We start from the raw sequence: 23,405 nt of genomic DNA on the forward strand, positions 1-23,405 counted from the left end.
GCCCCACCGGCGTCAGGCGGCCCGCTTCTTGCGGGCCGCCATCCACGCGTAGACGAGGACGCCGACGCAGAGGAAGAGGACGCCCTGGTAGACGGCCGCGTAGCCGGCGCCGCCGACGAGCCACATCGAGAATCCGAACGCCGCGAGCGCGAGCGTCATGTCGCGGGCGAGCCGCGCCTTGTTGACCCGGTCGCCCTGCCCGGACAGCAGGAAGTAGATCTGCGCGCCGGTGGCGAGGAGGTACGGGACGGTCGCCGTGAAGGTCGTGATGAGCACGAGGCTCTCGAAGACGCCGTCGGAACCGGCCGTGTAGTTGTAGATCGTCAGGAGTGAGGCGAGCGAGACGCCGACGATCACGCCGAACGTCGGGACGCCGCGCTTCTTGCGGGCGAACGCCGCCGGGAACAGGCCGTCCTTCGCGGGGGCGTACGGCGCCTGCGCGGCCAGCAGCGTCCAGCCGTTGAGCGCGCCGACCATGGAGACGAGCGCGGCGATGGCGACCGCCGTGCCGCCCCACGTTCCGCCGAACATGGCGTTGACGGCGTCGGTGAACGGGGCCGTGGAGTCGACCAGTTGGTCGTGGGCGACCGTGCCGAAGACGGAGACCGTGCACAGCAGGTAGACGAGGGCGGCGAGGCCGGTGCCGAGGACGGTGGCGCGGCCGACGTTGCGCTCCGGGTCGCGGACCTCGCCCGCGCTCATGGAGGCGGACTCGACGCCCAGGTAGCTGAAGAGCAGGATCGCGGCGGACGCCGAGACGGCGCCGACGGCGGAGTCCCCGCTGCCCTGGAACGGGCCGAGGTTGTCGGCGTCGAAGAAGAACAGGCCACCGATCGCGACGAGCAGCAGCGGCGCGAACTTCAGGACGGTGGAGACCAGTTGGACGGCGCCGACGTAGCGGGTGCCGCCGAGGTTGGCGAGCGCGGGCAGCCACTGGCAGGCGAGCGCGGCGACGATCGTCCAGAACGTCGAGCCGTGGATCGGCAGCAGCACGTCGAGGTAGCCGACGGCGGCGACGGCGAGCGCCGCGTTCGACACCCAGGTGGTGATCCAGTACGACCAGGCGGCGAGGAACCCGGCGAAGTCGCCGAAGGCCTCGCGGGCGTAGACGTAGGGTCCGCCGGTCTGCGGGTGCCGCTTCGCGAGGCGCCCGAAGACGAGCGCGAGGGCGATGGCGCCGACCGTCAGGACACCGAAGGCGACCAGCGAGATCGTGCCGTAGGGGGCGACGGAGGCGGGCAGCAGGAAGATGCCGCCGCCGATGATGTTGCCCATGACGAGGGCCGTGGCGATGGGGAGACCGAATCTGCGGGCGTGCTTGCTGTCGCTGCCGCCGGTGTTCCGGTCGTCGTCCGTTGCCGGAGCCGTGGGGGGTGCGGTTCCGGAGTCGTGCATGGGGGGTTGCGCCTCTCGATCCGTGCTGGTGCCACCGCGGGATCGCCGGGTGACGGGTTCATGGTCCGGTGGGCTCCCGCCCCGTTCCAAATCAGCCGGAATCGTCCTGCGCCCCAGGGGTTGCGGCCGCAAATGATGCACCGTCGGGCTCACGGTGGAGGGGATTCTCCGGGGCGCCGCAACACCTCACCCCCTCGGGCGACTTACCGAAACGTAGAAAGATCATCCCGTTTTGCACGGTTTTCCATTGACTTGTCACCCATACGGGTCCCTAATGAGATCAAGGCAAGCGACTTGATCCAGTATGAAGCGGATCGTTGCGTACAGGATCAAGACGCCCCACTCGGTCACCACTGGTATCAGGACGGCGAGCGATCATGTCCGAAGTCGTGGCGGTCATACCGGCCCACAACGAAGAAGCGTGCATCGCGAACGCCATCCGCGGGCTCACCTGCCAGACCGTGCCCCCCGACCGCATCGTCGTCGTGGCGGACAACTGCACCGACGCGACCGCCGGGACGGCGCGCGCACACGGCACCGAGGTCTTCGAGACCACGGGCAACACCGACAAGAAGGCGGGAGCGCTCAACCAGTTCCTGCGGCAGCTGCCGATGCCCGATCCCGGCGCGCGGATCCTGGTGACCGACGCGGACAGCGTGCTGGACCCCTCGTTCGTCGAGACCGCCCTGGACGTGCTCGCCGACCCCCGGTACGGGGGCGTGGGCGGCGTCTTCCGGGGCGACCCCGGAGCGGGATTCGTCGGGCACCTGCAACGCAACGAGTACGCCCGCTACGCGCGCGACGTCCGCCGCCGCAGGGGCCGCTGCCTCGTCCTCACGGGGACCGCGGCGATGTTCCCCGCCGCCGTCCTCGCCCAGGTCACGGCGGGCCGCAGGGACGGCACGCTGCCGCGGGGCGACGGCGCGGGCGGCGTCTACGACACCCGCGTCATGACGGAGGACAACGAACTCAGCTTCGCCATCATGCACTTGGGCTTCAAGCTCCTGGCCCCGCGCGGCTGCACCCTCACCACCGAGGTCATGCCGACCTGGCGGACGCTGTGGGAGCAGCGGCGCCGCTGGAAGGCGGGCGCCGTCCAGAACTGCATTCAGTACGGCGTCACCCGGGTCACCGCCCGCTACTGGGGCCGGCAGCTGTTCACCCTCGCGGGCATCGTGGTGACGTTCCTCTACCTGGCCACGATCGCCGCTTCCCTGGCCGTCGGCGGCATCCACGTGCAACCGGTGTGGGCGGCGGCCAGCGGCGTATTCGTCGTCGAGCGGTCCCTCTCCGTACGGGACCGGGGCTGGAGGCAGATGCTGCTGTCCGCGTCCATGTACGAACTGGCACTCGACTTCTTTCTTCAGGCGTGCCACATCGCAGCGTATTTCCGAGTTCTGACCAACCGAGCGAAAGTCTGGTGAACGGCCATGTACAACAACGGAACCCCTGCCGTGAGCGGGGCGGCGACCGGCGGATTCCTGGCTTCGACAGGAGCCTCCGTCCTGTGGATCGTGCTCGCCTCGTTCGCGGTGATCGCGGTGGGAGCGGCAATCCTCCGCATCATCCCCAAGAGGCAGCAGTAGCCGTACGGCGGGCGAATCGGCCCCGGGCCACTGTCACTACCGCGGCAGAACGACGTGACAACCCTGGGGCCCTTCTCCTTTTCCACCGGTCGAGCATCCTGGCGTACCGCGACATATCCTTTGTCCATAGCCGCTTCAGGAGTGGGTCGCCATGGACAGTCTCAGGGCTGATGTCGAGCGCATCGCCATCGAGCACGGCGTCGATCCCGGCGAGGCGAAATCGATGGCCGACGAAGTGGTGGAAGCCGTCTCGCTCGCCGTTGCCAGGAACGTCACGCCCGAGCAGTACAACGCCGAACTGACCCGTACCGTGGTCTCCTTGCTGAAAGGCCAGCAAGAGGTGCCCACGATCGTGGAGCACTTCCAGCGCATTCAGCGCCGGCAGTGGGCGACGATCGCCGCCGTCGTGGCCTTTCTGATCGTCTGGCCCCTCTGGCTGCGACCACTCCTGGAACCGGTCATCGGTATCGCCGACTGACCTTTTTCGCAGCACCAACGCAGTACCCGTAATGAGGCGCCCCGCACTACTGCGGGGCGCTTTTCGCGCGGCGGGCTTATCCGTCTTGTCCCGCTTGACGCGGCTAAGATGCGTCACACGGAGGGTTGAGCCCTCGACCCCGTTGGGAGTGGTTCCAATGTCTCCCCAGACACCGGAGATGTGGCCGGACCTCGTGCGCGCCGTGGACGCCGACGCGGGCGTCCACCAGACCAACATGGAAACCCTCCGCCGCCTCGAGGGCGCCCAGCGCCTCGGCCCCGCCGTCGTGGAATCCATCGCCGAGCGCCTGAAGAGCTTCGGCATCGGCTTCCTGCCTCCCACGCTGCCCGTACGGGGCGACGAGCGGGTGCTGCTGTACCGCAACGGCACGATGGCCTCGGAGGTCGTCCGGGCCATTCTGGAGGGTCTGGGCGGGTCCGTGGCGGAGACCGCCGCCACGGCACTGCGGACGGTGAACCAGTCCCCCACGGACGTCGTCGCCTCCGAAACCGTCGCCAGCAAGGCGATGGAGGCCGCCGAGAAGCTCCAGGAACTCCTGGAAGCCGCCGGTCACTCCAGGGAGGGCAACTCCTCCCGGCACCGGCTCGGGCGCCGCAAACGGCAGTCGTGAGCTCAACCCGCCTGGGATCACTGGGAATTGCCCGGTGAACCCAAAAATTTTGCAGGCACCTTATTGCAAAGAAACCGTAAAGTACGCGCTGTTTCCTTGAACAAGCACTCCAACGGCGTAACGTTTTCCTTATCCCATTCGAGGTGGCGGTCACCGTGGACGACAGCACTGAGGGACCGATATCCGAGGCGGAACTGAGCCTCTGGGCATCCGGTGTCTGCGCCGGCCTTCGGCCGATGTCCCCGGCCTCCCTTTCCGCCGTCCGGGACATCTACGACGGCATCGAGGAACGGCGGACCGACGACCGCACTAGCCCTGCCGCCGAGGCCGGATAGGACGGTCGTCCGTCAGGACGTGCACACGACCGCGGAAATCGAGATCCGCGAGCGGGCCCGGGTCGATCGCCACGTAATAGCCCTGAAAGGCCTTCTGGACGAGGGACCGCCTTTCCCGGTGGTCGGCCGCCTCCCATTTCTCCCCGGCGTTCTCGACGACCTCCGCGACCGGGGCGTCCGGAATCCGTCCGAGCGCGGCCAGCGCCGCTTCCTCCCGCTCCGTGCGGGCCGTCACGTCGGCGACCAGCCTGTTGCGCCGGTCGATCGTGATCCGCCCCTCGTTCAGCTGCTCGTCCCAGTAGTCGACCAGGGCGGCCAGGCGGGCCAACTCCCTCTCGTGCGGCACGCGTTCCTCGGCGAGCCTGCCCGCCCGCCTGCGCAGCCGGTCGACGTGCGCGGGGTCGGAGAGCCGCCGCACCACGAGGGCGGAGACGAAGCGGTCGAGTTCCCGCTGGTCCCCCAGCGTCTTCCCGCACCCCCGCCCCTGGGCGCCGGCTCCCGCCACGCACTCGTACTTGCGCATCTCCTCGCCGTCCGGATAGCTGCGGCCGTTCTGGGACGGCTTGCCCCGGAGCAGGCCTCCGCAGTTGCCGCAGACGACACTGCGGGTCCCGGTCAGGAGGTACGTGCGCGGCGGGGCGCCGCGCCGCCCGGCGACCAGGCGGCACAGCCTCTCCCAGTCGGCGGGGGCCACGATCGGGTGCCCGGTCGGCCGTCCGTCCTCGTCCTCGACGGGGAACGCTCCGACGATCTCCCCGCGTACGGTGATGTGCCCGGCGATCCGCGGGTTCTTCAGCAGGTGGCGCACGGTCTGCGGCGTCCACGGCCCGTCGGTCGTCGTCCGCAGGCCGCGCTCGTTCAGGCCCTCCGCGAGATCGGTGAGCCGCTCCCCGGCGAGCGCCGCGGCCATGAGTGCGCGGATCACCTCGGCCTCCGCCTCCCGGACCGTGTTGGCGTCCGCCTCGAAGCCGAAGGCGCGGTAGCGCCCCGGTTTGGCGACGCCCCGCGCGATGCGCTGCCCCAGACCGCGTCGCGTGCGGGTGGAGAGCCGGTCGCTGTAGTAGCGGGCGGCGGACACCGCGTCGCGGAAGGTGCGCAGCCCCGCGGGCGTGGTCAGGTCGTGGGCGCCGTCCGAGTCGAGGACGACGGCGCCCTGTTCGGCGAGGTCCGCGAGGCGGGCCGCGTCGTCCGGCTGCCGCAGGAAACGCTCCAGGTCGACGAGCACGACGCCGTCGCAGGCACCGGACGCGAGACGGTCGATCAGCGTCTCCCAGCCCTCTCGCCGCGCCCCGGCGTCCCACGCGCCCCTGCCCTGGTCGTGGAGTTCGAGGCCGAGCCGGGCCGTGCGGCCTCCGGGCGCCCGGAACCGCGCGATACAACGGCCGTTCGCCTCGTGCTGGCCCGGGACGCCGAGAGGGCGACGGCTCCCCCTGCGCGGGTCTTCGCGCGCGTAGGAGTCGAGGGCGAGGGGCGGGGGCACCGCCGCGGGGTCCTCCGCGCGCTTGCGAGCAGCCATGTGGCACAGGCCTTCCTGGTGTGCGGCCCCGATACCAGCTTAGTGCCCCGTCTTGCACCTGTATTGCGCGGTAACGGAGGAACACCCCGTATCAGCCGGTGTTGTCCTGTGCGAGGGGCTCCGTGGCGGGCGTCTCCAGCGGCAGCGGGGTGACCACCATCGGGATCTGCGGGCCGTGCCCCTCGGTCAGCCAGCGGCGCAGCACGTGGTGGACCTGTTCGGCGCCGACCAGCGTCCCGCCCTCGGGCACCGGCTCCGACAGCTCCCTCGGCGACAGCAGGAACGGCCGGCTCTGCGCGCCGCCGAGGCCGCCGTGCGAGCCGATCTGCTCCTCGAAGGCGTGGACCTCGCCGTCCACCGGGTCGTACATGGAGTTGACCATGATGTCCGCGGTGTGCGGGAAGGAGTCGGTGCGGCGGACGGCGTCGGCGGCTCCGGGGCCGAAGTCGGCGAGCGGCCCCTCGCCGTCGGCCAGTTCCGCGAGCGGCACCTCGGCGCCCTGCGCCCCGAGCACGACCGCGCCGTGCCGCTCGCTGCGGACGAGGAGGAAGCCGATGCCGGGGTGGTTGGCGAGGGTCGGCAGCAGGGCCGGGTTGCGGGCGTCGATCTCCTCGCGGGTCATGCGGTGCGGGACGTCCGGGAACGAGACGAGGCCGAGGTTGCCGGAGGCCAGCACGATCGGTTCGCTGTGCTTCCCCTTGCCCGCGGCCTCCTCGACGGGGCGGTGCAGCGCCGCGCGCACGGCGGCGCGGGCCTCGGCGCCGCTGCGGGTGCGGCCCGCCTTGCGGGAGACGGGCAGCCCGCAGCCCGCCCGGACGAGGTCCTGGAGGGTGAGCCCGTAGCGGCCCCGGAAGGTCTCGCCGGGGCTCTGGCCGTGGTCGGAGAGGACGACGATGCGGTACGGGCGCGGCGCGTGCTCGGCGACCTTCACCAGGAGCGCGAGCGAGCGGTCGAGGCGTTCGAGGACCTTCTCGGCGTCGCGGCCGAACGGGCCCGAGTGGTGCGCCACCTCGTCGTAGGCGACGAGGTCGGCGTAGACGGCGCTGCGGCCCGCGAGCATGTCGCCGATGACGGCGGCGACGACCACGTCCCGCTCCACGACGGTCGCGAACGCGCGGATGAACGGGTACAGGCCGCCGCGCCCGATCCGGGGCCGCTGCTTGCACAGGCGGGCCCGCGTGGACTGGCCGATCTCCCGGCCGACCTCGGCGAAGAAGGACAGCGCGGTGCGGACGGCGTTGGCCGGGTCGGAGAAGTAGGCGAAGTAGCCGGCGCGCGAACGGTTCTCCCTGCCGCGCCGGGCCGCCACCGACAGGACCAGCGCGACCTGTTCCGCGCCGCCGCTGAACAGGTTGCCGCGGCTGGCGCCGTCGAGGGTGAGCAGCCCGCCGTCGCCGGTGTGCGCGACGGCGCGGCGCTGGAGCTCGGCGGCGCTGGTGGGCCGGTTGGACACCTGGGTCTCGCCGGTCTCCTTCTCGTACCAGCGGAAGGCCGGTACGTCGTGGTTGGAGCCGTGCAGGATGCCGAGCTGGCTGGCGCCGGTCTGGCTCGACCAGTCGGTGCGCCACGGGGTGAGGCGGTGGCTGTCGTCGCGCAGCCAGGCGCTGATCGTCGGCATCACGTCGTCGCGCGCCGCGTGCCGCAGGACCTCGTGGCCGACGCCGTCGAGCTGGATGAAGACCGTGCCGGGCGTGGGCGGGCAGGCGGTGGCGTCGTCCGTGCCCTTGCGGCGGCGCCGGTCCGCGAGCCGGTACAGCCGTCTGCGGTACGCGTCGTCGTCCCGGACGGCGAGCGCACCGCCGGTCGCCGACGCCACGGCCGACATCACCGCGGCGACGACCACCGCCGTCTCCGGGCCCGCCTCTCCCCTGCCGTCGGGGATGAGGTGCAGCGCGATGACCAGCAGCGCGCCGTTGAGGAAGAACACGACGAGGCCGAGGACGAGGGCCGGGACGAGGAGCAGGGCGCGGACCAGCACGGGCCACACCAGGGCGGAGAGGAGGGCGAAGGCGGCGGCGCCGAGGGCGGCGGTGACGGCGACGCGGGTCATGCTGTCGCCGGTGTCGGACTGGAGCTGGAAGTCCGGGAGGAGACCGGCGAGGATCATCATGGTGAGGGTGGATGCGGCCCACACCGTGATCGTGCGCCAGGTGGTGCTGGCTGCGCGTCGCCACCAACGGCCTCCGGCCACGGTTGGGCTCCTCTCGCGGGGTACGTCTCTTTGGTCTGCTGGGGGCAGGGTTTCACACCTTTTGCCGCCCACCCGTGGTTACACCCCCGGGGCTCCGCCCCGGACCCCGCGCCTCAAACGCCGGCGAGGCTTGATGTGGTCGACCATCTCGAGCCCCTGCGGCGATTGAGCAGCGGGGTCCGGGGCGGAGCCCCGGGGGTGGGTGTCAGCAGCCGTCGTAGCCGGCCGTGGGCATGGAGAGGCGGCGGTGGACGCGGGCCTTCATCTGCGCGTCGTAGGCCGGTTCGGCGAGACCCGCCGTCTCCAGCCGCACCCCGCGCCGCGCGCACTCCGCCGAGAACGCGTCGACCGACCTCAGCGCCGCCCGCAGCACCCGCTCGCAGGGGGCGACGAAGACATCGACGAGACCGGCGTCGACGTCCGCCCACAGCACCTCGTGGTCGGGGCGGACGGCGTGCACGAGGAGTTCCCGGGTGATCACATAGCCCCGGTCCGCGGCCCACCGCGCGCACATCGCGTGCTGGCTGCGCGAGTCCACCAGGAAGGGGTCGGCGTCCAGTTCCTCCAGCGGGATCAGGCTGGCGATCGCCGCGACCCGCACCCGCACGGCGTCGCCGCTCCCGTCGGATGCCCCCATGCGTCCCCCTCACCACAGCTTTCGGCCCGACCCTACTCCTGCACGTAGGCTCAAGGCAGTCGCACGAAGGTGTCGAAGGGAGCAGGCGTGCCGGTGGAGATCACCTGGTGGGGTCATGCCACCTGCACGGTCGAGGACGGGGGTACGCGCGTGCTCACGGACCCGCTGTTCGCGCGGCGTCTGGCGCATCTGAGGCGCAGGCGGGGCGCACCCCCGCCGCCGCGCGCCGCCGAGGCGGACATCGTGCTCGTCTCGCACCTGCACGCCGACCATCTGCACGTGCCCTCGCTCGCCCGGCTCGCGCCCGGCACCCGCGTCCTGGTGCCGAAGGGCGCCCCGCGCGCCGTACCCGCGCTGCGCAAGCTGCGCACGTTGAAGATCATCGAGGTGGAGCCGGGCTCGCGCGTCGAGGCCGGGCAGGTGGTCGTCGAGACGGTCCGTGCCGAGCACGACGGGCGGCGGCTGCCCGTCGGCCCGCACGTGTCCCCCGCGCTCGGTTTCGTGGTGAACGGCGAGGCCCGTACGTACTTCGCGGGTGACACCGGGCTCTTCGACGGGATGTCGGAGGCCGTGGGCGAGGTCGACGTGGCGCTGCTGCCGGTGGGCGGCTGGGGGCCGTACCTCGGGTCCGGGCATCTGGACGCCGGGCGGGCCGCCGAGGCGCTCGCCCGGATCGCGCCGCGCAGCGCGGTGCCGGTGCACTACGGGACGTACTGGCCGATCGGCATGGACGCGGTGCGGCCGCACGAGTTCCACGCGCCGGGCGACGAGTTCGTCCGGCAGGCGGCGCTGCGGGCGCCGGGCGTGGTGGTGCACCGACTGGCGCAGGGCGAGAGCGTACGGCCGGAGGTGGCCAGATGAGACGGTCTGCCGTGGGGTCGGGGGCGAGCCGGTGATGCACTTCGCCGCGTCCCAGGTGCCGGTCGAGACGACCCAACAGGCCGTCGGCTACCCGTCGTTGTTCCTGCTCGTCTTCTTCGGGGCGCTCGTCCCGGTCATTCCGACCGGGGCGCTGGTGAGTTCGGCGGCGGTCGTCGCGTTCCACCACAGCGCGCCGTTCTCGCTGCTGCTCGTCTTCGCGGTGGCGGCGCTCGCCGCGTTCCTCGGCGACATCGTCCTGTACTGGCTGGGGCGGCGCGGCATGCACTCGAAGAACGGGTCGAAGTGGCTGGAGGCGATCCGGTCGCGGGCTCCGGAGGAGCGGCTCGCGCAGGCGCAGGACAAGCTCGCCGATCACGGGGTGATGGTGCTGGTGCTGTCCCGGCTGGTGCCGGCGGGGCGGATTCCGGTGATGCTGGCCTGTCTGCTGGCGAAGATGCCGTTGCGGCGGTTCGGCCGGGGGGACATTCCCGCGTGTCTCGCGTGGGCGGCGACGTATCAGGTGATCGGCATTCTGGGCGGGTCCTTGTTTCCGGAGCCGTGGCAGGGTGTCGTGGCGGCGATCGCGCTGACCGTGCTGATCAGTGTGGTGCCGGGTGTGTGGCGCAGGATGCGGGGGCGGGAGTCGGGGAGCCAGCACGCGTAGCCCTCCGGGGGCGTTGCGTGTTCCTCGTTGCGGTCGTCCGGAGTTGCGGTCGCGGGGCGCTGCCCCGGACCCCGCTCCTCAATCGCCGGAGGGGCTTGATGGGGCGATGCCCCCCGGCCCCGCTGCTCAAGCACCGCAAGGGCTTGATCGGGTGCTGCACCGGGCCCCGCTGCTCAAGCGCCTCAGGGGCTTGATGGGCTCAGCTCGGCAGGGTGCGTGACGCGCCCACCGGGAGGTCCCACAGTGATGTGCGCGGGAGGCCCGCCTTTTCCCAGGCCGTGCGCAGGCGCGTGAGGGGTTCGAGGACGGGTTCCGCCGAGAGGAGGAACGTCGCCCAGTGCATCGGCGCCATCCGGCGCGCGCCCACGTCCTGCGCCGCCCGCACCGCGTCCTCCGGGTCGCAGTGGACGTCCTTGAGCCACCAGCGCGGGTCGTACGCGCCGATGGGGAGCAGCGCGAGGTCGATGCCGGGGTAGCGGCGGCCGATCTGCGCGAACCAGTGGCCGTAGCCGGTGTCGCCCGCGAAGTAGATCCGCTGCCCGTCGGTGTCGGTGAGGACCCAGCCGCCCCACAGCGTGCGGCAGGTGTCGACGAGGCTGCGCTTGGACCAGTGGTGGGCCGGTACGAAGTCGAAGCGGACGCCCTTCACTTCCACCGCCTCCCACCAGTCCAGCTCCGTGACCCGGGTGAAGCCGCGCCGGGTGAACCAGCGGGCGAGGCCCGCGGGGACCAGGACCGGGGTGTCGCGCGGGAGTCTTCTGACGGTCGGCCAGTCCAGGTGGTCGTAGTGGTTGTGGCTGATGACGACCGCGTCGACGGGCGGGAGCGCGCTCCAGGCGACGCCGGCGGGGGTGACCCTGGCCGGGGTGCCGAGGATCTTGCGGGACCAGACGGGGTCGGTGAGGACGGTGAGGCCGCCGATCCGGACGATCCAGCTGGCGTGGCCGACCCAGGTGACGGCGGCGGTGCGGGCGTCGACGTCCGGCAGCGGGCCCGGCGCGAACGGCAGCTTCGGGATGTCGGCGAGGGTCTCCGCGGGGGGCCGGAGGGCACCTTCGCGGGCGAACCGGGCGAAGGCCCGCAGGCCGGGCAGCGGCGCCGTCAGCCGGTGGGCGAACGACCTGGGCCAGCGGCGCGGTACGTCCGGGACGGCGGGGTCCGCCCCGCCGAGCGGCCGCGGCTCGACGAGGGGCGGAGGGGACCCGGCGGCAGCCGCCCGCTGGACCGCCGACGGTGCTTCGGACGCTTGCGTCATCGCTCGGACTCCCATCCTTCGCCTGCCGTCCGCCGACCGTCGCCGATGGCGCGCAGCGTCGACCCCACCATGGTCAACACCCGTGCCACATGCGGCAATTCCAAGGGCTCCGGTGAGGTGAGAGACGCCCTGCGTTCCTCGGGGGTTGATCCGAGCAGCGGTCCCGTCGACAGCCGGGCCCGCAGCGCGCCCTGCTCGTCGCCGAAGCGGTGGCCGCCGGGGACCGGCATCCCGAACCGCTCGCCGAGGAAGTCCTCCAGTTCCTGGGAGTCGGTGACGCCCAGGGTCGCGAGCCGGGGCCGCAGCTCCTCCAGGTCCATGTAGAGGTGCCGGCCGACGCGGGGCGGCCGGGCGAGGCCGCCCGCCGAGAGCACGGCGCGGTGCAGCGCACGGGCGACCCGCGCGTGCAGCGCGGCGCCGGCCCGGCGGCGCTCGGTGACCTCCTCGGGTTCGTTCAGGACGTACGTCGCCGCCGCCGCGACCGGCGCCGGGAGCAGCGCCCCGGTCGCGGTGAGGAAGTCGAGGGCGCGGGCGCGCAGCCGCGCGCCCCGCTCGGTGGCGGGGAACCGGGCGCAGGCCGCGGGCAGCGAGGGCGGCAGGAACGCGCCGGTCAGGTCGTTGAGGACGGTGACGTCGCGCGGATACATCTCGGCGGGGCTGAACAGGACGGGGTCCGCGCCGGGGTGCACGGTGTCCCGCCAGGTCTCGTCGCTGATCACGTGCAGGCCCTCGGCGGCGGCCGCCTCCACGGCCTCGTGCAGCATCTCAGGCGGCGGCACGGTCGCCGTCGGGTCGTCGGCCACCGACAGGACGAGGAGCCGCGGGTCGCCGCCCTCGGCTCTGACCCGGCGGACCGTCTCCAGGAGGGCGTACGAGTCGGGGACGCCGCCGCACTCGGCGGGCGTCGGCACGTGGAACACGGCGCGGCCGAGGAGCCGGGCCTGCGGCTCCCACCACGCGGAGCAGGGGCGCGGCACCAGGACGTCGCCGCCGAGCGCCGCGGTGAGGGCGAGCAGCAGCGGGGCCGCGCCGGGCGCCGCGCCGAGCTGTTCGCGTTCGGTGGTGAGGCCGCGGCGCTGCCAGTAGCCGCAGGCCGCTTCGAGCAGGGCGGGCGGGCCGCCGGGGGGTTCGGAGGCCGGGCGCCCGGCGGCTCCGGCGACGACGGCGGTCAGCTCGGGCAGCACCGGCAGACCGGGCTCCGGCAGCGGCGGCCCGTAGCGCACGGGCCCGCGTCCCTCGGGGCTCCGGGCGCCGCCGGGCGCCCGGTCCCGGGTCGTGCCGGGGCCGGGGGTCCGGGCCGTGTGGTCCGACTGCCGCATGCTGCCTCCGTGCCGTCCGCTCGGTGGGGGGTCGCTGTACGGGGGCCGCCCGCCGTGGTGGGGCGGGCCGCCGGGTCCTGCATCCCAGAGTCACACCTCGACGGGTGTCGGCGCGCGGCGTACCGCTCGTGTCGGCTCTCCGGACGCGCGAGTACCCGTGCGGGCGCCGGGGCGGGCGGGGCGGCCCGGCCGGTCTGGGCCGGTCGGGTGACCGGGGTGGGCGGTGGAGGGCGGGCGGGGGTGCTCGGGGTCAGTTCGCCAGGGCGGTGAATTCGCGTTCCAGTCCGCGGCCGCGGCGCTCGACCACGGCGGAGGCGACGTCCGACAGTTTGCGGTTCGTCGTCTGCGAGATGCGGCGCAGGACGGTGAACGCGTCGTCCGGGCCGCAGCCCAGCACGTGCATGACGATTCCGCAGGCCTGGTCCACGACGGGCCGGGAGCGCAGGGCCGAGCCCAGCTGGTCGACCTCGGCGAGCGCCGCCCGGTAGGAGCGGTCGCGCACCAGGCAGCCGACGGCCAGGTTGCCGAGGGCGCGGACCGGGCCGTGCGGGGCGTCCCCCAGGCATCCGGCGTGGAAGCTGTACAGGCTGAGCGTGACCGTGAGGTCGGCGCTGCGGAACGGGATGGTGACGCTGGAGCGCACGCCGGAGTCGAGGGCGAGCGCCCGGTATTCGGGCCAGCGCCGGTCGTTGAGCAGGTCCGTGGCGTCGACCGGGTCACCGCCCTCCTCCGCGGTGGGTATGGGGCCGTCGCCGGAGCGGTCCTGCACGGTGACGAGTGGGGCCAGATCGGGGTGGGTGACCGCGGTGGGCCGCTCGCCGGTGCCGTCGCTCGCGGTGGCGACCGCACCGCAGCAGTCCGCGGTGCAGCGCACCGCTTCCTCGGCCAGTTCGGACAGCCGCCGGGCCGGCATCCCCGACTCGGGTGCCTGGGCGGCCGGTTGGGCCCGCGCCACCGGATTCTTCTCGACGCGGGCCGCGAGGTGCTGGTGATCGGTCGGCACGTTCCGTCGCATCGGGTTCACGCCTCCTCAATCGGTCCGCTTCCCGCGCCCGGCTCCCGGAAACCGTGCGACGGGATACGTTCTGAGCATGGCCCAGAAGGACGAATTCGGTGAAGAACTCGCGGACTTCGTGCGCCGCGTCACGGAGTTGAAGACGGCGCGTTCCGTATCCACGGCGGAGCTGCCCGCGGTCCTCGACGCGGCACTCTTCGAACTCGACCACGTGATCGGCACGTTGTGGCCGCAGGCCGGGCAGGGCAGGGCCGCCGGCGGCGCAGGCCCGGCCGCGGGCCGCTCCGCGACGGCCGACCGGCAGGAGCAGCAGTTGCTGCGCGCCGTCTTCGAGCGCATTCCGCTTCCGGTGGCGCTCGTGGACCGCGAGTCGGTGGTCCGCCGCCTGAACTTCGCGGCGACGAACTTCACGGGCGTCCGTGCCGGATACGCGACGGGCCGCCCGCTGACCGGGTTTCTGGCGCACGCCGACCGAGCCGCGTTGCGCTCGCAGGTGGCGGCGGTGGCCCGCGGTGAGGGGGACCGCGGTCTGACGGTGCACCTCCAGCAGGATCCGCAGGTCCCCGTCCGGGCGGTCCTCACGGGCCTGCGGCCGGGCAACGAGCCACGCACCACGGTCCTCGTGATCCTCCAGCCCGAGGACGACGCCACCGTCACGCCGGGCCCGGCCGCCCGGCCCGCCGCGCCTGCCCCGGATCTCACGGAGGCGACCCGGCACGCGGCGCTGACGGATTTACTGGACGCTATGGCGCGGGAGCTGCTGAGCTCCCCCGTCGGCGATCCGGCGGAGCTGTTGCGGCGCGCCGCCCAGGTGCTGCACGGACGGTTCGCCGACTGGGTCGTGGCGGACAAGGGGGCCGCGCGCCTGGAACGTACGGCGGTGCTGGGACCGGACGAGGCGGCCGTGCGGGACATCGCCGGGCAGGACCCGGCCGACAGCCCGCTGGTCGTCGAGACGGCGCGCGGCGGCGCCCCGGCGCTGCTCGTGCGCCCGGAGGACCCGCGGGCCCTGGGCGACGACGCGTCGGGGGCGCCGGTGCTCGTCCGGGCCGATGTCACCTCGCTCCTGTGCGTCCCGTTGATTCCCGCGTCCGGCGAACCGGTCCAGGGCGTACTGACCCTGTTCCGGTCCGCCGGGCGCCTCGCGTTCTCCCTGGCCGAGGCGGGCACGCTGGACATGATGGCCCGCCACATCGCGCTGGCCATGCGGAAGTGAGGGCTACGCGGCGTCCGCGAGCACCTGGTCCCGCAGTCGGTCGCAGCAGCGGCTGATCAGCCGGGACACGTGCATCTGGGAGATGCCGAGCCGCTCGGCGATCCGGCTCTGCGTCATGTCGCCGAAGAACCTCATGTAGAGGATCTCCCGCTCCCGCTCGGGCAGGGCCGCGATGCGCGGCTTGACGGCCTCGCGGTCGACCACGACGTCGAGCGCCGGGTCGGCGTCGCCGAGCGCGTCCGACAGCGAGTAGCCGTCCTCGCTGCCGGGCAGCTCGGCGTCGAGGGAGAGCGCGGTGAAACTCTCCAGTGCCTCCAGGCCGCTGCGGGCCTCGTCCTCGGTCATGTTGGCGTGCGCGGCGATCTCCTCCAGCGTCGGGGCGCGCCCCGAGATGGTCTGGGAGAGTTCGTGCTGCGCGAACCGGACCCTGTTGCGCAGGTCCTGCACGCGACGCGGCACGTGCAGCGTCCACATGTGGTCGCGGAAGTGCCGCTTGATCTCGCCGGTCACGGTCGGCACGGCATAGCTCTCGAAGGCGTTGCCGCGGTCGGGGTCGTACCGGTCCACGGCCTTGACCAGACCGAGGGCGGCCACCTGCCGCAGGTCCTCGTAGGCCTCGCCGCGGTTGCGGAAGCGGCCCGCGAGCCGGTCGGCCATGGGCAGCCAGGCTTCCACGACCTCCTGGCGCAGTTCGTGGCGCTCGGGCCCGTCGGGCATGTGGCAGAGCCGGGCGAAGGCCTCGGCGGTGTCGGGGGCGTCGTCGTGCGGGTGGCGTCCACCGGGCTTCACCGAGTTCTCGGGTGAGCTGGTACGCGTGCGCATCTGGATCGCAACTCCCTGGAAGTGCCTTGGGTTCGGTGGTCACCGTGGGAGTCGCGCCCGCAAGGGAGTTCGGACACACCCGGGGGGATCTGAAGGATCTGCTGGACACGGCTCGGGCCGTGTCGCTCCCACGGACGTGCCTCCTGTCCGAAGCACTGTCTTTCGCCTGCCCCTGGGCCGTCGCCGCAAACACGACGACGTCATGTCTCCAGCGTGCGCTCAGTGGGCCGGGCCCGCGTGCTCACGCGGCGGCGCCTCCTCCGACCTGGTCAGCAGCCATTCCTCGTAGCGTCCGAGGACCAGCACGAGACCCAGCATTCCCACGGGGACGAGGACCGTCAGCAGTTCCATGACCCGTCCTTCCAGACAGTCGCTCGAAGGGGGCGACCGCGTACGGGTCTCCCCTGCCGCGCAGGGCAAACCGCCAGGTGTCACCCCGAAGTGGTCGGGTACGCGTCGTGGATCGCCGAGTCACTGGAGGGACAGATGCAGCGACGCAGCGACCGGCTCAGCGCTCATCGGGACGACGAGATGAAGCACGAGCTGCAGGGCCTGTTGAGGTCCGGCCATCGCACGCGGGTCGAGGAGTGGAACGACCCCGAGCCGGTGGCGGAGGACGACCCGGAGGTGGCGGGCGGCCCGGTGGCACCGGGTCCCGGACCCGACCGCCTCGACGCGGTCCGTCTCGAACTCGGCCGGCTCCTCGGCCGTACGGCGTTCCCGGACACCCCGGCGCCGCTCGCGGACGCGCTGCGCGACAAGCACGCGCCCGACCGGCTCGTCGAGTCGGTGGCGGCCCTGCCCGCGGAGGACGTGTTCCGTACGGCCTCGGACCTGGCCGAGGCTCTGACGCATGACCGTGATTAGCCCCGGGCCGCTCGGGTACCTGGGCCGGAATCGCGGTGCACCCGAGGACGAGATGAGGCCGGTTGGACATGGCCGATGTGGTGAGGGACGTCATGACACCGGGGGTGGTCGCGGTTCGCCCCGACGCCTCACTGGTGGAGGCCGCCCAGCTGATGCGGGCGCAGGACATCGGGGATGTACTGGTGGCGGACGAGGTGCGGCTCGTGGGCGTGCTCACGGACCGCGACATCACGCTGCGGGCCGTCGCCGACGGGGCCGATCCGCTCACGGTGAGCGCCGAGGCCGTCTGCACCCCGCACCCGGTGGCCATCGGCCCCGACGACGCGGTGTCCGCGGCGGTGACGCTGATGCGTGAGCACGCGGTGCGCCGCCTGCCGGTCGTCGAGGACGGGCACGCCATCGGCATGATCAGCCTGGGCGATCTGGCCCTCACGCAGGACCCGACGTCCGCGCTGGCCGACATCAGCGGCGCCCTCCCGGGCTCCTGGCGGGGCACCGGACCGGGCCGACCGCCCACGCAGAACCTGAACAACCATTCTGAGCAAGGGAGTTGACCGACCATGCGTATCGCGTTCCTGGTGGCGCCGGAGGGGGCCGAACAGATTGAGCTGACCGACCCCTGGCAGGCGGTACGGGACGCGGGCGGCGAACCCGTGCTCGTATCGACCAAGCAGGGCGAGATCCAGGCCTTCGACCATCTCGACAAGGCGGACAAGTTCCCGGTCGACAAGACCGTGGCGGCCCTCGGGTCGTCGGCGGACGGCTTCGACGCGCTGGTCCTGCCGGGCGGCGTCGCCAACCCGGACCAGCTGCGCACGGACCCCGAGGCGGTCGCCTTCGTACGGGACTTCTTCGACCGGGGCCTGCCGGTGGCGGCGATCTGCCACGCGGCGTGGACGCTGGTCGAGGCCGACGTGCTGCGGGGCCGGACGCTGACCTCGTATCCGAGCCTCGCCACCGACATCCGCAACGCGGGCGGCACCTGGGTCGACGAGCAGGTCAAGGTCTGCACGGGCGGGCCGAACGTGCTGGTCACCAGCCGTCGCCCGGACGACCTCAAGGCCTTCGACGCGGCGCTCATGGAGCAGGTCAGCGGGACCTGAGCCGAGGGGCGCGCCGACGCGCCGCGCCCCGCCGCACCTCGCGTACGCACCACTTCCAGGAGGTAGAACATGGACCTCGCGTTCCTCAATCCTTTGTGCACCCGTCCCGGCCCCTGGGCCTCCGTGTACGTCGACACGTCACGGCACAGCGAAGCCACGCCCGACGAGCGGTCGCTGGAGGCGCTCGGAGTGCAGCGCGCGCTCGCCGCGGCCGGTGCCGACGAGGCCACGTGCCACGCGGTGCGCGGCGCCGTCGAGGACCTGCGGCACTCGCGGGAACCGGTGGGCCGGGCGTTCTTCGCGCGCGACGGCGAGATCGTGCTCGACCCGCCGCTGAGCACTCCCCCGCGGAGCACGTCCGCGCACTGGGCGGCCCTGCCGCACACGACGCCGCTGCTCGACCTCGCGGGCGAGGACCCGTTGTGCCTGGTCGCCTACATCGACCGGACCGGCGCCGACTTCGAGCTGCGGTCCGCGCGCGGCGAATCGGAGGCGGGCGCCGTGACCGGGCGGCAGTGGCCGATCCACCGGACGTCGAGCGCCGACTGGTCCGAGCGCCACTTCCAGCTGCGCGTGGAGAACACGTGGGAGCACAACGCCGGGGAGATCGCCGGGGCGCTCGCGAGCTGCCAGGCCGAGACCCGGGCGGAACTCGTGGTGCTCGTCGGCGACGACCGGGAGTGCGTGGCCGTACGGGACCGGTTGCCGGCCGCGCTGCACGGATCGGTGGTGCGGGCCCGGCACGGGATGGAGAGCCGGCTCCTCGACACCGAGCTGGAGCAGGTCAGGGCGGAGCACGTGGCGCAGCGGGCGGCGCACGACCTGTCGCTGTTCGCCGAGGCGCGGGGGCGGGGGGACGCTGCCGCGGAGGGCGTTCCGGCCTTGGTGGAGGCGGCGCGGGAGCGTCGGATCGCGGAGCTCCTCGTCCGCTCGGACGGGCCCGACGCGCATCGTGAGGTGTGGGTCGGCGCGGAGCCGGACCAGGTGGGGGTGCGGCGCGGGGACGCGGAGGCGCTGGGGGCGGGGGATGTGGTGTCGGCGAGGGCGGATGACGCGCTCATGCGGTGTGCTGCCGCGAGTGGGGCGGGCGGGTTGTCCGTGTCCGGCGCCGATCCGACCACCACCCCCGCGGGTGGCCTCGGCGCCCTCCTCCGCTGGACCCACTGAGCGGCCCCACCCCCGGGGCTCCGCCCCGGACCCCGCTCCTCAATCGCCGGAGGGGCTTGAAAAACAAGCCCCTCCGGCGATTGAGGAGATTCAGCCTCGCCGGCGTTTGAGGCGCGGGGTCCGGGGCGGAGCCCCGGGCGGGTGGGCGCAATGGTCAGCGGGGGCGTTCCACTCGGCGTTCGTCCCAGACCGGGGTCGACGTCTCGCGGACGTGACCGTCGGAGCCGAAGACGAGGTAGCGGTCGAAGGACCGGGCGAACCACCGGTCGTGCGTCACGGCGAGCACCGTACCGTCGAACGCCTCAAGACCCTCCTGAAGCGCCTCCGCCGACTCCAGGTCGAGGTTGTCCGTCGGCTCGTCGAGGAGCAGCGCCGTCGCCCCCTCCAGCTCCAGCAGCAGGATCTGGAACCGCGCCTGCTGGCCACCCGACAACCGCTCGAACTTCTGCTCGGCCTGCTCGGTCAGCTCGTAACGGCGCAGCAGCGACATCGCCGCGCCCTTGTCCTTCGCGTGGTCCCGCCACAGGATGTCGAGCAGCGGCCGCCCCTGGAGCTCGGGGTGCGCGTGGGTCTGGGCGAAGTGCCCGGGGACGACCCGCGCGCCCAGCTTCCACGCCCCCGTGTGCGCCACCGACTCGTCGCCCGCGAGCAGCCGCAGGAAGTGCGACTTGCCCGAGCCGTTCGAGCCGAGGACCGCGACCCGCTCGCCATAGAAGACCTCCAGGGAGAAGGGCTTCATGAGGCCGGTGAGTTCGAGGTTCTCGCAGGTCACGGCCCGTACGCCGGTGCGGCCGCCCTTGAGGCGCATCGTGATGTCCTGCTCGCGCGGCGGCTCCGGCGGCGGCCCGGCCTCCTCGAACTTGCGCAGGCGCGTCTGCGCCGCCGCGTACCGGGACGCCATCTCGTGGCTGACGGAGGCAGCCTGCCGGAGGTTGACGACCAGCTTCTTCAGCTGCGCGTGCTTCTCGTCCCAGCGGCGGCGCAGCTCCTCGAAGCGCGCGAAGCGCTCCCGGCGCGCCTCGTGGTACGTCCCGAAGCCGCCGCCGTGCACCCACGCGTCGGCCCCGCCGGGGCTCGGCTCGACGCTGACGATCTTCTCGGCGGAGCGCGCGAGCAGCTCGCGGTCGTGGGAGACGAACAGGACGGTCTTGCGGGTCTCGCGGAGCTTCTCCTCCAGCCAGCGCTTGCCCGGCACGTCGAGGTAGTTGTCCGGCTCGTCGAGGAGCAGGACCTCGTCCGTGCCGCGCAGCAGGGCCTCCAGGACGAGGCGCTTCTGCTCACCGCCGGAGAGCGTGCGCACCTCGCGGAACTGCGCCTTGTCGTACGGCACGCCGAGCGCCGCCGTCGTGCACATGTCCCACAGGGTCTCGGCCTCGTACCCCTGCACCTCGGCCCAGTCGGAGAGGGCCTGCGCGTACTTCATCTGCGCGGCCTCGTCGTCGACGGTCATGATCAGGTGCTCGGCCTCGTCGACGGCCTTCGCGGCCTCCCGCAGCCGCGGCGGTGCCACGGACACGAGGAGGTCGCGGACGGTCGTCTCGTCGCGGACCGAGCCCACGAACTGGCGCATCACGCCGAGGCCGCCGCCGACCGTCACCGAACCGCCGTGCGGCTGGAGCTCGCCGGAGATCAGGCGCAGGAGCGTCGTCTTGCCCGCGCCGTTCGGTCCGACGAGCGCGACGACGGCGCCTTCGCCGACACGAAAGGAGACATCGCCCAGCAGCGCCCTCCCGTCGGGGAGGTAGTACTCGAGGTGTGCCGCTTCCAGATGTCCCATGGTTGCGCATTCTGGACGCCCGTGCGGGTGACGAGCAAACGGATTGCCAGGACACGGCTGGGTGCGGGCCCCCGCCGGGGGTAGGCGTTACTCATGCCAAAGCTGAAGCCGTTCTTTTCGAGTACGACCACTGCCACGCCCCCGCCGGCTCCCCCGACGCTGCGCGACCGGCTCGCCGCGCTCGATCTGCGCGTCTTCGAATTCGCGGCGAACGCGAACTGGCCGGGTGCCGAGCGGATCCTGCCGCGCCTGAGCCGCTCGGCGAACCACGGTGTGCTGTGGTTCGCGATCGGCGGGGCGCTGGCCGCCACCGGGTCGCCCAGGGCCCGCCGCGCCGCCGTGCGCGGCGTGGCCTCGCTGGCGCTCGCCTCCGCCACCATCAACACCCTCGGGAAGCGGTCGGTGCGCCGGGAGCGGCCCGCGCTGGACCCGGTGCCGCTGGTGCGCCGTCTGAAGCGGCAGCCGTTCACGACCTCGTTCCCGTCCGGGCACTCGGCGTCGGCCGCGGCGTTCGCGACGGGCGTGGCCCTGGAGTCGCGGGGGCTGGGCGCGCTCGTCGCCCCCGTGGCGTTCTCGGTGGCGGCCTCCCGCGTCTACACCGGCGCGCACTTCCCGGCGGACGTGCTCGTGGGCGCCGCCTTCGGCGCGGGCGCGGCCTTCGCCATACGCGGTCTGGTGCCGACCCGCGACCAGATGCCCGCGCCGGGCCGCCCGCTGGTGGACGACGTGCCGGCGCTGCCGGGCGGCGAGGGCCTGGTGATGGTCGTGAACACGGGGGCCGGGACGCCGGAGCGGGTGAAGGCCCTCCAGGACGCGCTGCCGAACGCCGAGTTCGTGTCGTGCACCGGCGAGGAGCTGGAGGCGCAGCTCGACAAGGCGGCGCCGCGGGCCCGCGTGCTCGGCATCTCGGGCGGCGACGGCTCCGTGAACACGGCGGCGCGGATCGCGCTGAAGCACGATCTGCCGCTCGCGGTGCTGCCGGGCGGCACCCTCAACCACTTCGCGTACGACCTCGGCGTCGAGGACTCCGGCGATCTGGCGCGGGCCCTGGAGGCCGGGGACGCGGTCGCGGTGGACGTGGGCCGCTTCTCGTCGGCGGGCGGCTCCGGCATCTTCCTCAACACCTTCAGCCTGGGCGCCTATCCGGAGCTGGTGCGGGAGCGGCAGCGCTGGTCGGGGCGGATCGGCGGGCGGCTCGCTGATGTCGTGGCGGCCGTGCACGTGCTGCGCCGGGACCACCCGCTCACGGTCGAACTCCACGGCAAGCAGAGGCCGTTGTGGCTGCTGTTCGCCGGGAACTGCACGTACCGGCGGATGGGGCTGACGGCGGGGCGGCGTTCCAGCCTCTCCGACGGGCTGCTCGACGTGCGCACGGTGTCCGGTGGCCGGCTGCCCGGCGTGCGGCTCCTCGCGGCGGCGCTTTCGGGACCACTGTCCCGCTCCCCGTTCCACACGGCGACCCGGCTGACGCGGCTGCGCGTGGACGGCGTTGCCCCCGGTACGCCGCTCGCATACGACGGTGAAGTCACCGAGTGCGGCGGCGAGTTGTGGGTGGACAAGGAGCACGAGGCGCTGCGCGTGTACCGGCCGGGCCTGATCCGCTGAGACGGGCATCGTCCACAATTCAAGACGGGGGTCTCACCATTCGGTTGGCGGGCGTACGGTGATCCAGACACCGGGCGCCCGCCTTTCGGCGGTCCGTCGTACGCGAAGGGATCGAGTCATGCCGCAGGAGACCGCCGTATACACGCACGGCCACCACGAGTCCGTGCTCCGCTCGCACACCTGGCGCACCGCCGCCAACTCCGCGGCCTACCTGCTCGACTCGCTGAAGCCGCACATGCGGATCCTGGACATCGGCTGCGGCCCCGGCACCATCACCGCCGACCTCGCCGCGCTGGTCCCCGAGGGACACGTCACCGGCGCCGACCACGCCGAGGGCGTCCTGGACCAGGCCCGCGCCACGGCGGCCGAACGGGGCCTGACCAACGTCGACTTCACGACGGCCGACGTGCACGCGCTGGACTGGCCGGACGACACCTTCTGCGTCGTCCACGCCCACCAGGTGCTCCAGCACGTGGGCGACCCCGTGCAGGCGCTGCGCGAGATGCGCCGGGTGACGAAGCCGGGCGGGATCATCGCCGTCCGGGAGTCCGACTACGCGGCGTTCTCCTGGTTCCCGCGGCTGCCCGCCATGGACGACTGGCTGGACCTGTACGAGCGGGTGGCGCGCGCCAACGGCGGGGAGCCGGACGCCGGGCGCTTCCTGAAGTCCTGGGCCCTGAAGGCCGGTTTCGCCCAGGAGGACCTGACGTGTTCCGCCGGTACGTGGTGCTACGCGACGCCCGCGGAGATCGAGTGGTGGAGCGGGCTGTGGGCGGACCGCACGGTCGCCTCCGCGTACGCCGAGCGCTCCGTGGGCGGCGGGCACGCCACGGCGGAGCAGCTGACGGCCGTGTCGGAGGCGTGGCGGGAGTGGGGCACGCACGCGGACGCGTGGTTCGGGGTCGTGCACGGGGAGATCCTGTGCCGCAAGCCCGAGACCGCGTAACCGGGCTGCCCCGCGGGGG

General features: G+C 72.9%; 23 protein-coding genes. 13 read left to right on the forward strand and 10 right to left on the reverse strand.

Features of this window, described 5'->3' with window-relative positions; translation table 11 throughout:
• Nucleotides 1-12: 12 nt before the first annotated feature.
• The gene (locus ACYBSK_RS25955; protein ID WP_460243547.1) at nt 13-1,395 is read right to left on the reverse strand and encodes an amino acid permease; all 1,383 of its coding nucleotides are present in this window, start codon (nt 1,393-1,395) and stop codon (nt 13-15) included.
• A gap of 377 nt (nt 1,396-1,772) precedes the next feature.
• On the opposite strand from ACYBSK_RS25955, the gene ACYBSK_RS25960 reads away from it, so the two are divergent.
• The 4 genes from ACYBSK_RS25960 (at nt 1,773) to ACYBSK_RS25975 (ending at nt 4,090) form a co-directional block, all read left to right on the forward strand.
• Nucleotides 1,773-2,819 (forward strand): glycosyltransferase family 2 protein, encoded by a 1,047-nt coding sequence (locus tag ACYBSK_RS25960; RefSeq protein WP_457479632.1) that lies wholly within the window; start codon nt 1,773-1,775, stop codon nt 2,817-2,819.
• A gap of 6 nt (nt 2,820-2,825) precedes the next feature.
• The gene (locus ACYBSK_RS25965) at nt 2,826-2,981 is read left to right on the forward strand and encodes a hypothetical protein (RefSeq protein WP_457479633.1); all 156 of its coding nucleotides are present in this window, start codon (nt 2,826-2,828) and stop codon (nt 2,979-2,981) included.
• A 151-nt stretch (nt 2,982-3,132) separates the two neighbouring features.
• Nucleotides 3,133-3,459 carry a hypothetical protein gene (locus ACYBSK_RS25970; RefSeq protein ID WP_460243548.1) on the forward strand — a complete coding sequence of 109 codons (327 nt, stop codon included), beginning with the start codon at nt 3,133-3,135 and terminating at the stop codon, nt 3,457-3,459.
• A 157-nt stretch (nt 3,460-3,616) separates the two neighbouring features.
• A complete protein-coding gene (locus tag ACYBSK_RS25975) occupies nt 3,617-4,090 on the forward strand; it encodes a hypothetical protein (RefSeq protein WP_460243549.1) in 474 nt (157 codons plus the stop codon).
• Nucleotides 4,091-4,399: 309 nt separating this feature from the next.
• Here the strand turns inward: ACYBSK_RS25975 and ACYBSK_RS25980 are convergent, their stop codons facing one another.
• The 3 genes from ACYBSK_RS25980 to ACYBSK_RS25990 all read right to left on the reverse strand — a co-directional run bounded on the left by ACYBSK_RS25980 (nt 4,400) and on the right by ACYBSK_RS25990 (nt 8,769).
• Nucleotides 4,400-5,941, reverse strand: a complete 1,542-nt coding sequence (locus tag ACYBSK_RS25980; protein ID WP_460243550.1) for a recombinase family protein — start codon at nt 5,939-5,941, stop codon at nt 4,400-4,402.
• Nucleotides 5,942-6,032: 91 nt separating this feature from the next.
• Nucleotides 6,033-8,132, reverse strand: a complete 2,100-nt coding sequence (locus ACYBSK_RS25985; RefSeq protein WP_460243551.1) for an alkaline phosphatase family protein — start codon at nt 8,130-8,132, stop codon at nt 6,033-6,035.
• Between the two features lie 205 nt (nt 8,133-8,337).
• Nucleotides 8,338-8,769 carry a hypothetical protein gene (locus ACYBSK_RS25990; protein ID WP_457479639.1) on the reverse strand — a complete coding sequence of 144 codons (432 nt, stop codon included), beginning with the start codon at nt 8,767-8,769 and terminating at the stop codon, nt 8,338-8,340.
• A gap of 87 nt (nt 8,770-8,856) precedes the next feature.
• On the opposite strand from ACYBSK_RS25990, the gene ACYBSK_RS25995 reads away from it, so the two are divergent.
• Both ACYBSK_RS25995 and ACYBSK_RS26000 read left to right on the forward strand, forming a co-directional pair.
• Nucleotides 8,857-9,630 carry an MBL fold metallo-hydrolase gene (locus ACYBSK_RS25995; RefSeq protein ID WP_460243552.1) on the forward strand — a complete coding sequence of 258 codons (774 nt, stop codon included), beginning with the start codon at nt 8,857-8,859 and terminating at the stop codon, nt 9,628-9,630.
• A gap of 34 nt (nt 9,631-9,664) precedes the next feature.
• Nucleotides 9,665-10,294 (forward strand): DedA family protein, encoded by a 630-nt coding sequence (locus tag ACYBSK_RS26000; RefSeq protein ID WP_457481859.1) that lies wholly within the window; start codon nt 9,665-9,667, stop codon nt 10,292-10,294.
• 199 nt (nt 10,295-10,493) lie between these two features.
• Here the strand turns inward: ACYBSK_RS26000 and ACYBSK_RS26005 are convergent, their stop codons facing one another.
• From ACYBSK_RS26005 to ACYBSK_RS26015, 3 genes are all read right to left on the reverse strand, one after another.
• Complete coding sequence (locus tag ACYBSK_RS26005) at nt 10,494-11,549, reverse strand: MBL fold metallo-hydrolase (protein WP_460243553.1); 1,056 nt, start codon at nt 11,547-11,549, stop codon at nt 10,494-10,496.
• Nucleotides 11,546-12,868 carry an aminotransferase class I/II-fold pyridoxal phosphate-dependent enzyme gene (locus ACYBSK_RS26010; protein WP_460243554.1) on the reverse strand — a complete coding sequence of 441 codons (1,323 nt, stop codon included), beginning with the start codon at nt 12,866-12,868 and terminating at the stop codon, nt 11,546-11,548. Before ACYBSK_RS26010 ends, ACYBSK_RS26005 begins: the two co-directional genes overlap by 4 nt.
• Nucleotides 12,869-13,118: 250 nt before the next feature.
• Nucleotides 13,119-13,883, reverse strand: a complete 765-nt coding sequence (locus ACYBSK_RS26015) for an ANTAR domain-containing response regulator (RefSeq protein ID WP_460243555.1) — start codon at nt 13,881-13,883, stop codon at nt 13,119-13,121.
• Between the two features lie 76 nt (nt 13,884-13,959).
• Between ACYBSK_RS26015 and ACYBSK_RS26020 the strand changes: the two genes are divergently transcribed.
• Nucleotides 13,960-15,099: a PAS domain-containing protein gene (locus tag ACYBSK_RS26020; protein ID WP_460243556.1), complete on the forward strand. Its 1,140-nt coding sequence runs from the start codon at nt 13,960-13,962 to the stop codon at nt 15,097-15,099.
• Nucleotides 15,100-15,102: 3 nt separating this feature from the next.
• On the opposite strand, the gene ACYBSK_RS26025 is transcribed toward ACYBSK_RS26020, so the two are convergent.
• Together ACYBSK_RS26025 and ACYBSK_RS26030 are read right to left on the reverse strand one after the other, a co-directional pair.
• Complete coding sequence (locus ACYBSK_RS26025; RefSeq protein ID WP_460243557.1) at nt 15,103-15,921, reverse strand: RNA polymerase sigma factor SigF; 819 nt, start codon at nt 15,919-15,921, stop codon at nt 15,103-15,105.
• A 219-nt stretch (nt 15,922-16,140) separates the two neighbouring features.
• Nucleotides 16,141-16,272, reverse strand: a complete 132-nt coding sequence (locus ACYBSK_RS26030) for a hypothetical protein (RefSeq protein WP_460243558.1) — start codon at nt 16,270-16,272, stop codon at nt 16,141-16,143.
• A gap of 135 nt (nt 16,273-16,407) precedes the next feature.
• Between ACYBSK_RS26030 and ACYBSK_RS26035 the strand changes: the two genes are divergently transcribed.
• The 4 genes from ACYBSK_RS26035 to ACYBSK_RS26050 all read left to right on the forward strand — a co-directional run bounded on the left by ACYBSK_RS26035 (nt 16,408) and on the right by ACYBSK_RS26050 (nt 19,058).
• Nucleotides 16,408-16,788 carry a DUF2795 domain-containing protein gene (locus ACYBSK_RS26035; RefSeq protein WP_460243559.1) on the forward strand — a complete coding sequence of 127 codons (381 nt, stop codon included), beginning with the start codon at nt 16,408-16,410 and terminating at the stop codon, nt 16,786-16,788.
• Nucleotides 16,789-16,856: 68 nt separating this feature from the next.
• Nucleotides 16,857-17,342 (forward strand): CBS domain-containing protein, encoded by a 486-nt coding sequence (locus ACYBSK_RS26040; protein ID WP_460243560.1) that lies wholly within the window; start codon nt 16,857-16,859, stop codon nt 17,340-17,342.
• 6 nt (nt 17,343-17,348) lie between these two features.
• Nucleotides 17,349-17,891 (forward strand): type 1 glutamine amidotransferase domain-containing protein, encoded by a 543-nt coding sequence (locus ACYBSK_RS26045; RefSeq protein WP_457479649.1) that lies wholly within the window; start codon nt 17,349-17,351, stop codon nt 17,889-17,891.
• Nucleotides 17,892-17,960: 69 nt separating this feature from the next.
• Nucleotides 17,961-19,058 carry a baeRF2 domain-containing protein gene (locus ACYBSK_RS26050; protein ID WP_460243561.1) on the forward strand — a complete coding sequence of 366 codons (1,098 nt, stop codon included), beginning with the start codon at nt 17,961-17,963 and terminating at the stop codon, nt 19,056-19,058.
• Nucleotides 19,059-19,212: 154 nt separating this feature from the next.
• On the opposite strand, the gene ACYBSK_RS26055 is transcribed toward ACYBSK_RS26050, so the two are convergent.
• Nucleotides 19,213-20,835: an ABC-F family ATP-binding cassette domain-containing protein gene (locus tag ACYBSK_RS26055; RefSeq protein ID WP_457479651.1), complete on the reverse strand. Its 1,623-nt coding sequence runs from the start codon at nt 20,833-20,835 to the stop codon at nt 19,213-19,215.
• 93 nt (nt 20,836-20,928) lie between these two features.
• On the opposite strand from ACYBSK_RS26055, the gene ACYBSK_RS26060 reads away from it, so the two are divergent.
• Nucleotides 20,929-22,440, forward strand: coding sequence for a phosphatase PAP2 family protein (locus ACYBSK_RS26060; RefSeq protein WP_460243562.1), 1,512 nt, complete (start codon nt 20,929-20,931; stop codon nt 22,438-22,440).
• 118 nt (nt 22,441-22,558) lie between these two features.
• Complete coding sequence (locus ACYBSK_RS26065) at nt 22,559-23,386, forward strand: class I SAM-dependent methyltransferase (protein WP_460243563.1); 828 nt, start codon at nt 22,559-22,561, stop codon at nt 23,384-23,386.
• The last annotated feature ends 19 nt before the right edge of the window (nt 23,387-23,405 follow it).

The sequence above is a fragment of the Streptomyces sp. BYX5S genome (genome assembly GCF_054724165.1).

Coding starts and splice junctions, on each gene's coding strand:
- ACYBSK_RS26045 (WP_457479649.1), top strand. CDS start 17,349: ATGCGTATCGCGTTCCTGGTGGCGCCGGAGGGGGCCGAACAGATTGAG.
- ACYBSK_RS26050 (WP_460243561.1), top strand. CDS start 17,961: ATGGACCTCGCGTTCCTCAATCCTTTGTGCACCCGTCCCGGCCCCTGG.
- ACYBSK_RS26000 (WP_457481859.1), top strand. CDS start 9,665: ATGCACTTCGCCGCGTCCCAGGTGCCGGTCGAGACGACCCAACAGGCC.
- ACYBSK_RS25960 (WP_457479632.1), top strand. CDS start 1,773: ATGTCCGAAGTCGTGGCGGTCATACCGGCCCACAACGAAGAAGCGTGC.
- ACYBSK_RS26055 (WP_457479651.1), bottom strand. CDS start 20,835: ATGGGACATCTGGAAGCGGCACACCTCGAGTACTACCTCCCCGACGGG.
- ACYBSK_RS26005 (WP_460243553.1), bottom strand. CDS start 11,549: ATGACGCAAGCGTCCGAAGCACCGTCGGCGGTCCAGCGGGCGGCTGCC.
- ACYBSK_RS26025 (WP_460243557.1), bottom strand. CDS start 15,921: ATGCGCACGCGTACCAGCTCACCCGAGAACTCGGTGAAGCCCGGTGGA.
- ACYBSK_RS25955 (WP_460243547.1), bottom strand. CDS start 1,395: ATGCACGACTCCGGAACCGCACCCCCCACGGCTCCGGCAACGGACGAC.
- ACYBSK_RS26030 (WP_460243558.1), bottom strand. CDS start 16,272: ATGGAACTGCTGACGGTCCTCGTCCCCGTGGGAATGCTGGGTCTCGTG.
- ACYBSK_RS26035 (WP_460243559.1), top strand. CDS start 16,408: ATGCAGCGACGCAGCGACCGGCTCAGCGCTCATCGGGACGACGAGATG.
- ACYBSK_RS26020 (WP_460243556.1), top strand. CDS start 13,960: ATGGCCCAGAAGGACGAATTCGGTGAAGAACTCGCGGACTTCGTGCGC.
- ACYBSK_RS25970 (WP_460243548.1), top strand. CDS start 3,133: ATGGACAGTCTCAGGGCTGATGTCGAGCGCATCGCCATCGAGCACGGC.
- ACYBSK_RS26065 (WP_460243563.1), top strand. CDS start 22,559: ATGCCGCAGGAGACCGCCGTATACACGCACGGCCACCACGAGTCCGTG.
- ACYBSK_RS25980 (WP_460243550.1), bottom strand. CDS start 5,941: ATGGCTGCTCGCAAGCGCGCGGAGGACCCCGCGGCGGTGCCCCCGCCC.
- ACYBSK_RS26040 (WP_460243560.1), top strand. CDS start 16,857: ATGGCCGATGTGGTGAGGGACGTCATGACACCGGGGGTGGTCGCGGTT.
- ACYBSK_RS26015 (WP_460243555.1), bottom strand. CDS start 13,883: ATGCGACGGAACGTGCCGACCGATCACCAGCACCTCGCGGCCCGCGTC.
- ACYBSK_RS26010 (WP_460243554.1), bottom strand. CDS start 12,868: ATGCGGCAGTCGGACCACACGGCCCGGACCCCCGGCCCCGGCACGACC.
- ACYBSK_RS25990 (WP_457479639.1), bottom strand. CDS start 8,769: ATGGGGGCATCCGACGGGAGCGGCGACGCCGTGCGGGTGCGGGTCGCG.
- ACYBSK_RS25965 (WP_457479633.1), top strand. CDS start 2,826: ATGTACAACAACGGAACCCCTGCCGTGAGCGGGGCGGCGACCGGCGGA.
- ACYBSK_RS26060 (WP_460243562.1), top strand. CDS start 20,929: ATGCCAAAGCTGAAGCCGTTCTTTTCGAGTACGACCACTGCCACGCCC.
- ACYBSK_RS25975 (WP_460243549.1), top strand. CDS start 3,617: ATGTCTCCCCAGACACCGGAGATGTGGCCGGACCTCGTGCGCGCCGTG.